Origin of the sequence: Hymenobacter wooponensis (assembly GCF_004745865.1) — a bacterium.
Classification (GTDB): Bacteria; Bacteroidota; Bacteroidia; order Cytophagales; family Hymenobacteraceae; genus Hymenobacter; species Hymenobacter wooponensis.
Window position 1 is genome coordinate 1270075 of sequence record NZ_SRKZ01000001.1, and the last position, 11733, is coordinate 1281807.

Below are 11733 nucleotides of genomic sequence, written 5' to 3' on the forward strand. Positions count from 1 at the left end.
TTTCGGGGTATCTTTGTAGCCAGGACTTATGGAGAATTTTGTTGTTTCGGCCCGGAAATACCGTCCCGCTACCTTTCGCAGCGTAGTTGGGCAGCAGCACGTTACCACCACGTTGCAGAACGCCATTGCCTCCCAGCATCTGGCGCAGGCGTTTCTGTTTTGTGGTCCGCGCGGAGTGGGTAAAACCACCTGTGCGCGTATTCTAGCCAAGACCATCAACTGCGAGTTTGTAGAGGAGCACGTGCGTAAAGGCCGGCCAGTTTCGGAGCTGCTGAAAGCCCAGCCCGAGATTGTACCCGATGTGCTCCAGCAAGCCGCCGACCCGGATAATACGCCCTTTGAGCTGGAAGCCTGCGGTAAGTGCAGCTCCTGCCGGGCCTTCCAGGAAAACGCCTCGTTCAACGTTCATGAGCTGGATGCAGCCTCCAACAACTCGGTGGAGGACATCCGGAGCTTAGTGGAACAGGTGCGCTACGCCCCGCAGCAGGGTCGCTTCAAGGTGTACATCATCGACGAGGTGCACATGCTCTCGAATGCGGCCTTTAATGCCTTCCTCAAAACGCTGGAAGAGCCGCCAAGCTACGCCATCTTCATTCTGGCCACCACGGAGCGGCACAAGATCATCCCGACCATCCTCTCGCGCTGTCAGATCTTCGACTTCAACCGAATTCGGGTCGATGATATCCGGGGGCATCTGCGCTACGTGGCTACGCAGGAGCACATCAAAGCCGAGGATGACGCTTTGCACCTGCTGGCCCAGAAGGCTGACGGTGGCCTACGTGATGCCCTGAGCATGTTCGACCAGATGGTGACTTTCTCAGGTCATGATCTGCGCTACAAGGACGTAGTGCAGAACCTACACATTCTGGATTATGAGTACTACTTCCGGCTCGTTGATGCTCTGCTGACGGAAAACCTGTCGCAGACCTTGCTGCTGCTGGAGGAGGTTGTGCAAAATGGCTTCGACCTGCACAACTTTGTGGTGGGGGCGGCCGAGCACCTACGCGGCCTGCTGGTGTGCAAAGACCCCGTGACGGTGCAGTTGTTGGAGGTATCCGACAACATTCGGGCGCGCTACGTGCAGCAGGCCCAAGCCGCGCCGCTGGCCTTCCTGCTTTCGGCCCTGAACCTGGTAAGCCAGTGCGACCGAGAGTTTAAGCAGGCTAAAAACCAGCGCCTCCACGTGGAGCTGATGCTGATGAAGCTGGCCTACCTAAACGGCGCCGTGCAGTTTGCCCGCGACATGGGCGCTGGCCCCGCGGCCAATGCCCAACCCACCTCAACCAGCACCCCACGGGCATCGTCAGATAACGGCGAGGCGAAAAAAAAAAGTAGCGTAGCGCCAGCCGCCGCCCCGGCTACGGATGGCCTGCTCAGCACTACGGGCACAGCCGAAGCACCTGCTCCTTACGCCTCTGCTAACGGTAACGGCGTGGCTAACCCACCAGTGGCAGCAGCCAGCCCAGCCCCTGAGCCGGCTAGGCCACTCGCTCATGCTCCCGCCGACCCCGAGCCCATTGTGCCCGTGGAAAGCGGTGTGGAAGAATTGCACAGCACACCCAGCATAGAGAACGAAGCCGCTACGGTTGCCCCCACCACCCAGAAGCTGCGCGACACGGTGCCGCACGTGGAGATTGGCAGGCCTAGCGTAGCTGGCCACGAGCCCGGCCAGACGCCCGTAACAGCTGCACCTTTGCCCCCGCCCCGCCCGGGGCTGCCCACAGGTAAACCCATAGGCCTAGGCAGCAAGATTCCGGGCTTAGGTAGCCTCAATGCTCTGAAGGCCCAGATGGAGCAGCAGGCCGCCGGTAAGGCTGCACTGGTTGATAGTGAGCCCAGCGGCCCTACTACTGGCCTAGCGCCTGTTAATGATGAGGTGCTGCAGCGCGTATGGGCAGAACTGCTGGAAGAGCGCAAGCAAAACAGCATGAGTGAGTACAGTGTGCTCAACCGTCCCGTGCGCGCCAATGAGCAGCACGTAATCCTGCTTCGCGTGGACAATCCGGTGCAGGAAGATCAGTTCAACGAGTTCCGGGCGGGCTTCTTGGGTGAGCTGCGCCGTCGCACTGGCTACCCCCGCCTCAACGTGCAAGTAGAGGTAAGCGAACAAGTAGACACTGGCCGCAAGCTCTACACCTCTTCCGACAAGCTGGAGTACCTGATGGAAAAGTACCCCATGCTCTCCGAGATGAAGCAGCGGCTGGGGCTGGACGCCGATTTTTAGCCACTTCTACAGGCTTACTTTGCTCATCAAACCTGTGCAAAGAAGCCCACCTCTCATCTGAGAGGTGGGCTTCTTTATGTAAGTCAAAACGGAGCTATTACCCCCCCATTTCTCATACGCAAAATTTCGCACTTCTAGGGCGCGGCGTTCAGGCTAGGCTTTTTATTCCAGGATGGGCCGCCTATCTTTGATTCCTTTATTCCTAGGCCCTGCTTGTTGCGTCCGCGTATATTGTGAAAAAACCCTTCCTGCTTTTCCTCCCGGCCTTCGCGGCGCTCAGTCTTACTCAATGCCAGACCAGCAAGCCTGCCGCCACTACTGCTACCACTGCTCCGGCCGCCTCTAGCGCCACTCCTGCGCAGAAGGAATATAAGTACCAGACCGTAGAGGGTGACCCGCTCAAAGCGCGCATTTACACCCTGGATAACGGCTTGACCGTTTACCTCTCCGATTACGATGACGCCCCGCGCATTCAGACCTATATGGCCGTGCGCGCTGGCTCCAAGAATGACCCGCACAACGCCACTGGCCTAGCGCATTACCTAGAGCACATGGTGTTTAAGGGCACCTCTCGGCTAGGCACCCAGAACTGGGCCGCCGAGAAAGTGGAGCTCGACAAGATTGAGGCGCTTTACGAGCAGTACCGTGCCCAAACAGACCCTGCCCGCCGCAAGAAGCTCTACCACCAAATCGACTCGGTATCGAGCGTAGCGGCTAAGTACGCGGTGGCGAATGAGTACGACAAGGTGATGGGCGCCATTGGGGCCAAGGGCTCGAATGCCTACACCTCGGTAGAGCAGACGGTATACCAGGAGGATATTCCGAGTAACCAAATTGAGAAGTGGGCCGCCATTCAGAGCGAGCGGCTGGGCGAGATGGTGCCGCGCCTGTTCCATACGGAGCTGGAAGCAGTATATGAGGAGAAAAACCGCGGCCTCGACAGCGACTTCCGCAAGGAGCTGGAGATGCTGAACCGTAACCTCTTCCAGAAGCACGAGTACGGCACGCAGACCACCATCGGGACGATTGAGCACCTGCAGAATCCGTCCATCACGGAAATCAAGAAGTACTTCGGGCAGTATTACGTGCCCAACAACGTAGCCCTGTGCCTCTCCGGCGACCTGGACTACGACCAGACCATCCGCATCATAGACCAGTATTTCGGCAAGCTGCAAAGCAAGCCAGTACCGGCCTTTACTCCCGCCAAGGAAGCTCCTATTACTGCTCCCATCGTGAAGGAGGTAATTGGCCCCGATGCGGAGAACGTGATGATTGGATACCGCTTCCCCGGCGTTGCTACCCGCGATGCGCTGGTGCTGCGCATGATGGATAAGATCCTGACCAACGGTCAGGCTGGCCTGATTGACTTGAACCTGAACCAGAAGCAGGTGGTACTGAGCGCTGCCTCGTTCACCGATATCAACAACGACTACTCCTCGCACATTCTGTACGCTACGCCGCGCCAGGGCCAAAAGCTGGAGCAGGTGCGCGACCTGCTGTTAGGCCAGTTGGAGAAGGTAAAGAAGGGCGACTTCCCGGAGTGGCTGATTCCGGCCATCATCAACAACGAGCAGCTGCAGCGCACCAAAAGCTACGAGAGCAACGAGGCCCGCGCCGGCGCCTTCGTGGAGGCCTTCGTGGCCCGCGAGGACTGGAAGGATTACCTGAAGCAGTTCGACGACTTCGCGACTATTACCAAAGAGGAAGTGGTACGCGTGGCCAACCAGTACTATGGCCCCAGCTACGTGGCCGTGTACAAGCGCACTGGCCAGGACCCCAACAAGGTGAAGGTGGTGAAGCCAGCCATTACGCCGGTGCCCGTGAACCGCGAGGTAGCCTCTGACTTCTACAAGCAGGTTACCAGCATGACCACGCCGGAACTGCAGCCGGTGTTCCTCGACTACAAGAAGGATATTCAGGAAACCAAGCTGGCCTCGGGTGTGCCGGTGTTCTACACCCGCAACGCCGAGAACAACCTGTTTAACCTGTACTACGTGCTCGATATGGGCACGAACAACGACCCGCGCCTGGGCCTGGCCGCCGATTACCTGCAGTACCTGGGCACCGGCAAGTACAACGCCGAGCAGCTCCAGCAGGAGTTCTATAAGCTAGGCTGCTCTTTCGCCGTAAGCAGCGGCCAGGACCGCATTTTCGTGAGCCTGAGTGGCCTAGACAGCAACTTCGAGCCGGCGTTACAGTTGTTCGAGAGCCTGCTGAACGCACCCAAACCCGATGCCGCCGCCCTGCAGAACATGGTGGCCGGCGAGCTGAAGTCGCGCCAGGATGCTAAGCTTAACAAGGGCGTGATCTTGAACCAGGCCATGCTGAACTACGCTAAGTATGGATCGAAGAACCCCTTCACCAGCCGCCTGAGCGAGAAGGAGCTAAAGGCTCTGAAGCCCGAGCAGCTGACCTCCCTCATCAAGCAGATTCCGACCTACCAGCACCGCGTGCTGTACTACGGTCCGCGCCCGGCTACTGGCCTAGTCACTACCCTGAACGCCGACCACAAGGTGCCCGCTACCCTTAAGCCGGTGCCGGCCAACAAAGACTTCGCGGAGCAACCCATGAACTCGCGCAAGGTCTATTGGGTAGACTACAACATGGTGCAGGCCGAAATCCTGTTCCTAACCAAGGGCGACGTGTATGACCGCAATATTGTGCCGACGGTGAGCCTGTACAACGAGTACTTCGGGGGTAGCATGGGCAGCATTGTATTCCAGGAGCTACGCGAGTCGAAGGCCCTGGCCTACTCGGCCTCTTCGCGCTACGCCAACGCCGACAAGTTGGGCCGCAGCAGCTACAACCTCAGCTACATTGGTACGCAGAGCGACAAGCTACCTGAGGCTATGGCCGGCATGGAAGCCCTACTGAACGACATGCCGGTGGCCGAAGCCAACCTGCAGATTGCCAAGAACGCCATCCGCAACAGCATTGCTACGGAGCGCATCACCAAGTCGGACGTGCTGTTCAATTACGAGCGGGCTAAGCGCCTGGGCCTCGACTACGATGTGCGCCGCGACGTGTACGAGAAGACTCAGAACATGAGCTTCTCAGACCTGCAGAAGTTTCAGCAGGCTAAAGTGAAAGGTCAGAACCAAACCATTCTGGTGATTGGCTCTAAGGACCGCCTCAATTTCAAGGAATTGGCCAAGTACGGCCAGGTCCAGCAACTTACGCTGAAAGAGATTTTCGGCTATTAACCCCCACCCTTCGGCGGCCCATGGGCTGGCCGAGCGGTACCACCAAACCCACAACTCCTAAATAACTGTCACTTAACACCTGACAACTTTTTCCAATGGCAGAGAAAATCACCATCAAGAACGGTAAGCTGAATGTTCCAGATCAACCCATCATCCCCTTTATTGAGGGTGACGGTACTGGTCCGGACATTTGGGCGGCTTCCGTGCGAGTATTTGACGCGGCAGTAGCGAAAGCATACGGCGGCTCGCGGAAGCTGGTGTGGAAAGAGGTATTGGCTGGTGAGAAATCTTTCAAGCAGACGGGTAACTGGCTGCCCAACGAAACCCTGGACGCGTTCCGCGACTATCTGGTGGGCATCAAAGGCCCCCTGACCACTCCCGTGGGCGGCGGTATCCGCTCCCTGAACGTGGCCCTGCGCCAGGAGTTGGACCTGTACGCTTGCGTGCGCCCCGTGCGGTGGTTTGACGGCGTTCCTTCGCCCGTGAAGCACCCCGAGCTGACCGACATGGTGATCTTCCGGGAGAACACTGAAGACATCTACGCCGGTATTGAGTACATGAACGGCACGCCCCAGGCCCAGAAAATGCTGGAATTCCTGCAGGACGAGATGGGCGTAAAGAAAATCCGCTTCCCCGAGACTTCTTCGTTCGGCATTAAGCCCGTATCAAAGGAGGGTACGGAGCGGCTTGTGCGCGCGGCCATTGAGTACGCCATTTCGCACAACAAGCCTTCGGTGACGCTCGTGCACAAGGGCAACATCATGAAGTTTACGGAGGGCGCCTTCAAAACCTGGGGCTACGAGCTGGCTGAGCGCGAGTTCGGCGACAAAGTATACACCTGGGCGCAGTACGATAAAGTGCTGGCCAAGCAGGGTCAGGAAGTAGCCGACGCCCAGCAGAAAGCCGCGCTGGACGGGGGCAAAATCCTCATCAAGGACAGCATTGCCGATGCCTTCCTGCAGCAGATCCTGCTCCGCCCCGCCGAGTACTCGGTAGTAGCGACTTTGAACCTGAACGGCGACTATATCTCCGACGCCCTGGCTGCCATCGTGGGTGGTATTGGCATCGCGCCCGGCGCCAACATCAACTACCTGACCGGCCACGCCATCTTTGAGGCTACCCACGGCACCGCGCCCAAGTATGCTAACCAGGACAAGGTGAACCCCGGTTCGGTTATACTCTCCGGGGCCATGATGTTCGAGCACCTGGGCTGGCAGGAAGCCGCGGACCTGATCTACAAAGGCCTCGAAGCCGCCATTGCCTCGAAGCGCGTTACCTACGACTTCGAGCGTCTGATGGAAGGCGCCACCCTGCTGAAGTGCAGTGAGTTCGGCGACGAGATTATCAACCGCATGTAGTAGCTTGGCAGTAGCCAATTAAACACAAGAAACCCCGCGTTGGCTGTAAGGCTGGCGCGGGGTTTCTTGTTAAAATTGTCTATCCCATATTTCACCGGATGCGCTTATCATACGAATAATTCCTTCTTCTTGTGAATAATAAATGGTTCTGATATAAGACTTCCCTCCCTTATACTCATTTGATAAATCAGTAGAAATCATAATTACCTTTTTATAATGCCTACCATTTAAATCTAATGGCGAACTTATTTGCGGTAAAAGCTGGCTTGGCTGAACATTTAGATTACCATATACGCCTTCAAATACTGGTCCACCTAAATAATTTCTCCATAATCCTCCGAAATCAAACTCTCCTTCACTATTAGGAGGGTTTCTGTCATCTGCTCCTGCGGGAAGAGACTTCCTAAATTCTAATCGATTGTAAGCAAGGGTATCAAGTCTTCGTATAGCAAATTCAACTTTGTCGTAATAATAAGTAGTCTTCGGAGGAGCAGCGATGATACCACCGAAATTACTTGGCATATAGCTTTGTTTAATTTCTCTCTTTATTTCATCAATAACGTATTGCTGTTGTTTTCCGGAAGCGTTAGCGAAAACCCATAAATCTCCTGTATTAAATTTTAACCACTGTAAGTCTTCAGGAGTAAATTGATAATACGGTGGTGTGGGCTGCGGATCCTCTTCCTTCTTCATGCAACTCGATGCTATGAATATAAAACATAGAATCAGCGTGTTTTTGAAAATACTGCGGTATGCTTTCATAGTCTTGCTTGCGGTTTTTCTACGCCAATAGTAGGTACACCATAGTTGACTACCGTATCGAAATAGGGTTACGCGTGACTTTTAGCACGCTTACAAGCACCTGCAATACACTAACATTTAGACTGTTATGATAATTTATTCAGACATCACAGTTACTGTAGCTTCTGCAGGTATTGGGCGGCGCTGGTGTTTTTGGGGTTGAGGGCCAGGGCGCGTTGGTAGTTTTTGGTGGCTAGCTCTTTGTTGCCAAGTTCGGCGTAGGTTTCCGCGAGGCTATCGTACGTGTTGGCGCTTTGGGGGTAGAGGCCTACGTTGAGTTTGAACACTTCCAGCGCGTCTTGGGGCTTACCTTGTTTCAGCAGGAAGTAACCCCAGGCGTTTACCTCGTCCTCGAGAAGCTGGTAGCTGGGGTTCTTTTTCTTTTCCTGCTTCACCAGGGCGGTGGCTTGCCCGAAGCCGCGCTTGCGGAGCTCGTTGTGCAGGGCCCGGATGGTGGGCGGCAGGCCGAAACCGGCAGTGGCGCGCATGTCGGGGAGGTAGTGGGCGGCTATTTCATCCACGAAGTTATCGGGGTTGGCGCCCTGCAGGTTGGTCAGGACGATGATGGCCAGATCATCCTGGGGGTACACAAACAGGGCATTGCGCCCCCCTCCTACCGGCGCTACGGCGGGGTGCTCGGGGCGGGAGATGGTAGGCCACCCCAGCGCATAGCCGTTGAGGAATCCGCTGAAGCCCCGCTGGGTGCCGTTGTTCAGGACGCCCGGCGTCCAGAGCGTGGGCAGGCTGGTGGCTTTCAGCATCTTTTCCTGCTGCAGGGCAATTACCCAGCGGGCCATTTCCTCGGCGGTGGAATTCAGGCCGGCGGCCGTGCGCAGGAAAGGCGGGAACATCTCAAATACATTCCGATACTCTTTGGAGCGGCCCATCTTCCCATCTACCATGTGGTAGAAGGTGTAGCCGCGGGCCGCGTGGGGTATCACGTCGTGGGCGTCGCCAAACACGGTGCGCGGCATCCCGACCACTTTCAGTTGGCGCTCCTGAATAAACTGTGCGAAGGGCTGTCCGCTGAGCTTATCAATGATCTTACCCAGCAAGAGGTAGTTGGTTTGGTTGTAAGCGAACTTCTCGCCGGGCTGGAAGTCCATGGGCTTGGTTTGTACAGCGGCCCAGGCGGCGCTGGCAGTTGCTTCCGTCACCATATCGTCATCAGACATGATATCGGGCAGGCCGGAAGTGTGGGTGAGCAGTTGCCGAACGGTTATGGGCTGCCAGGCCGCGGGTAGGCCACTCAGGTAGCGCGAGGTGGGCGCCGCCAAGTCGAGCTTACCGGCTTCTACCAGTTGCATCACGGCCACGCCCACGAAGGCCTTGGTGATGGAGTTGATGGTGAAGCGGGTTTGCCGGGTTACCGGCAATGAATCCTGGAGGTTGGCCAGGCCATACTGGCCTAGCTTCACAATTTTACCCTGGCGCACTACGGCCAGCTGTAGGCCAGGTATCCGCTGCTGGCGCATGCGGGCCAGCAGAAAAGCGTCGAGCGTATCGGCGGGGGTTTGGGCTTGGGTGTAGTAGCAGCTCAGGAGTAGCAGAACGGCTATTACCCGGCCAAGCCACGTGGAGTGTAGGGTTGTTTTCATGGGAGAGTGCGGATGAGCAACCTGCTCAGTGCTTATGTGGGCAAGATGCACCTATGGCATATAGGGTTGCCTATATAGGTATTTTGGACTGCGAATGGCCTAGCGCACAGGTAGGAGTCATAAATAGATATGAGGCCACTGGACTATCTATGTGGCCTCACTACAGCGTGTCTTTCATGCTACTCTACTATTAATCAGTAGGCCACTCCAGCAGCCGCTCTTAGCTCTTTGAGTAATGGGGTGGCTCCTAGTTTTATCTCAGACGGGAATGTTGGCGGCCGTATCTTGCAGCTTCATCAGTTGCAGTTGGGTTTATGCTTGCTTCTTTGTTACGTACTCCGCTGGGGCGCTTGCGTGTGGTTGGTTTTCTGGAAGGCGTATCCTTTCTGGTGCTGTTGGGTATTGCCATGCCGCTGAAGTACTTGGCGGGTCAGCCCGCAGCGGTGCGTATGGTGGGCATGGGCCACGGTGTCCTGTTCGTGCTGTATGTATTGCTGGTCATTCAGGTTGGCATTGAGCGCAGTTGGTCGTGGCGGAAGGCGCTGTTGGCACTGGTGGTATCGGTGGTGCCGTTTGGCACCTTCTGGGCCGACAAAAAGCTATTTCAGGAATAGCGCCCGGCTAGCTGAAGTGGCCTAGATAGCAGGTGGCGCTAGGGCTACTTAGTATGCATTGATTAGACTACTCCTCTGTTTACTTGCACCAATGAGTGGCCTAGGCTGCATCCAAGGCCAAGTTCTAAGTAGGATTTATTGGATACCGAGGGCCTCCACTTCTTCCTATCAATTAGGGTAAGTGAGGTAGGCCTGTATAGAACAAAAAGCAGGGAATAGAACTGTATTTAGCTGAGTAACACCCTACTACACTTGCGTGTGGTGAGCGATGTGCGGACAGGTTGCGGAGGGCAAATGTTAGCTAAGTAGTGGGCTTATTGGCCTGAACAGTACCTCATGCAAGAAGCCTGCGTTCTTTTAGCTAAGCCCGCAGCCGCATGCTCCGCTAACCTTCAAGTTTATAAGCACTTGTATAATTCCAATGGTATTATACTGGCATATATGATTGTACTATTTTATTAATATTTATCCATAAGCCATAATTATTAACAATTTGGCAATAGTCAAGTCCTATAATCAGGTTAATTTTGCAATTCCGTAAGCACTGATAATCAGCGCGGAACTTGTTCTCACGTTTTTTTCTTGCTGGTGTATGCCAAAATTTTTACGACGTGCTCTGCACTGTTGGTTACTCCTGCCATGTCTGGCGCTACGCCCGCTGCTAGCCGCGGCCGATGTTCAGGAAACCTTTGACACTGGCAGCAAGCCAGATTACCCCAACGGCACCGTAGCCCTGACTACCGGCAACTGGACTCTAACCGACGCGGTGCTGGGCAGCGCAGAGGCAGATCGTAAGAACGGGGCCCAGGCCGTACGCCTGCAGAAGAACGGCCGCCTGACAATGGAGTTTTTTGCACTCAACGGAGCTTCTACCGTTACTGTGCAGCATGCTATTTACGGTACCGATGCCAGCAGCAGCTGGGAGCTTTGGGCGCAGCCCGAGGCCTGCAACTGCAACAAATGGACGAAGGTGGGCAGCACGGTTTTCACCACCAGCACCACGCTCCAGACGGCCGCCTTTACCGTGAATATCTCCGGCAAGGTCAAGTTTGAAATCCGGAAGACCTCCGGCGGCGCAGCCCGCCTAGACATTGACGATTTCGCGGTAGCGGATTTCGGTATTGCGCCTCCCGCTACTGATAACGTTAACCTGGCCTTAGGCAACCCTAGCGGTGCCGCCACCGACCTAAACTACCCCAACAACTACCTGCTAGTGAAGCCGCAGTACGTGGTGGGCTACAACCGCGACCAGGGCAAGCCCAACTGGGTAAGCTGGCACCTAGATGCAGCAGACCGCGGCAGCAGCGACCGGCAGGACGACTTCCGCAACGACACTTCGCTGCCGGCCGGATGGTATCAGGTGACGGATAGGAGCTACGTGGGCAGCGGATTTGACCGGGGCCACAACTGCCCATCCGCCGACCGTACTTCCAGCGACGAGAATAACTCGGCTACGTTCCTGATGACGAACATGATGCCCCAGGCCCCGGATAACAACCAAGGCCCCTGGGCCAATCTGGAGAATTATGCCCGGACATTTCTGCCCACCAATGAAGTGTACATCGTGTGTGGCAGCTACGGCATAGGCGGCACGGGCAGCAATGGCCTGGCCCGCACTATTGACGAAGGCCGGGTTACGGTACCCAACCGCACCTGGAAGGTGCTGGTTATCCTGCCCGTGGGCGACAATGATGTAGCGCGCATCTCGACTACCACCCGCGTTATTGCCATTGACATGCCCAACACCAACGGCATCCGCAACACCGATTGGGGCACCTACCGCACCACAGTTGATGCCATTGAGGTCGCTACCGGCTACGACCTGCTCTCGGCCCTGCCCGTGGAAGTGCAGGCAGCTATTGAATCGAAAGTTGACGCGGGGCCTACCAACTAGGCCTCCCCTCCTGTCTCACTTCTCCATTGGTTTTTGCGGCA

7 protein-coding genes are annotated in these 11733 nt (G+C 56.1%); 5 read left to right on the top strand and 2 right to left on the bottom strand.

What is annotated here, in order from left to right; all coding sequences use genetic code 11:
- Positions 1–28: 28 nt before the first annotated feature.
- From dnaX to icd, 3 genes are all read left to right on the top strand, one after another.
- Positions 29–2224 carry a DNA polymerase III subunit gamma/tau gene (dnaX, locus tag EU557_RS05300; protein ID WP_135529349.1) on the top strand — a complete coding sequence of 732 codons (2196 nt, stop codon included), beginning with the start codon at positions 29–31 and terminating at the stop codon, positions 2222–2224.
- A 233-nt stretch (positions 2225–2457) separates the two neighbouring features.
- On the top strand, positions 2458–5427 hold the full coding sequence (locus EU557_RS05305) for a M16 family metallopeptidase (protein ID WP_245326167.1): 2970 nt from the start codon (positions 2458–2460) through the stop codon (positions 5425–5427).
- A 95-nt stretch (positions 5428–5522) separates the two neighbouring features.
- On the top strand, positions 5523–6785 hold the full coding sequence (gene icd, locus EU557_RS05310; protein ID WP_135529350.1) for an NADP-dependent isocitrate dehydrogenase: 1263 nt from the start codon (positions 5523–5525) through the stop codon (positions 6783–6785).
- A 69-nt stretch (positions 6786–6854) separates the two neighbouring features.
- On the opposite strand, the gene EU557_RS05315 is transcribed toward icd, so the two are convergent.
- Both EU557_RS05315 and EU557_RS05320 read right to left on the bottom strand, forming a co-directional pair.
- A complete protein-coding gene (locus EU557_RS05315) occupies positions 6855–7478 on the bottom strand; it encodes a hypothetical protein (protein WP_135529351.1) in 624 nt (207 codons plus the stop codon).
- A gap of 221 nt (positions 7479–7699) precedes the next feature.
- Positions 7700–9184, bottom strand: a complete 1485-nt coding sequence (locus EU557_RS05320) for a serine hydrolase (protein ID WP_135529352.1) — start codon at positions 9182–9184, stop codon at positions 7700–7702.
- 314 nt (positions 9185–9498) lie between these two features.
- Here EU557_RS05320 and EU557_RS05325 point away from each other — a divergent pair, with 314 nt between their 5' ends.
- A complete protein-coding gene (locus EU557_RS05325) occupies positions 9499–9798 on the top strand; it encodes a DUF3817 domain-containing protein (protein WP_135529353.1) in 300 nt (99 codons plus the stop codon).
- A gap of 592 nt (positions 9799–10390) precedes the next feature.
- Entirely contained in the window at positions 10391–11692 is a 1302-nt protein-coding gene (locus EU557_RS05335; protein WP_135529354.1) for a DNA/RNA non-specific endonuclease, read from the top strand.
- Positions 11693–11733: the final 41 nt, after the last annotated feature.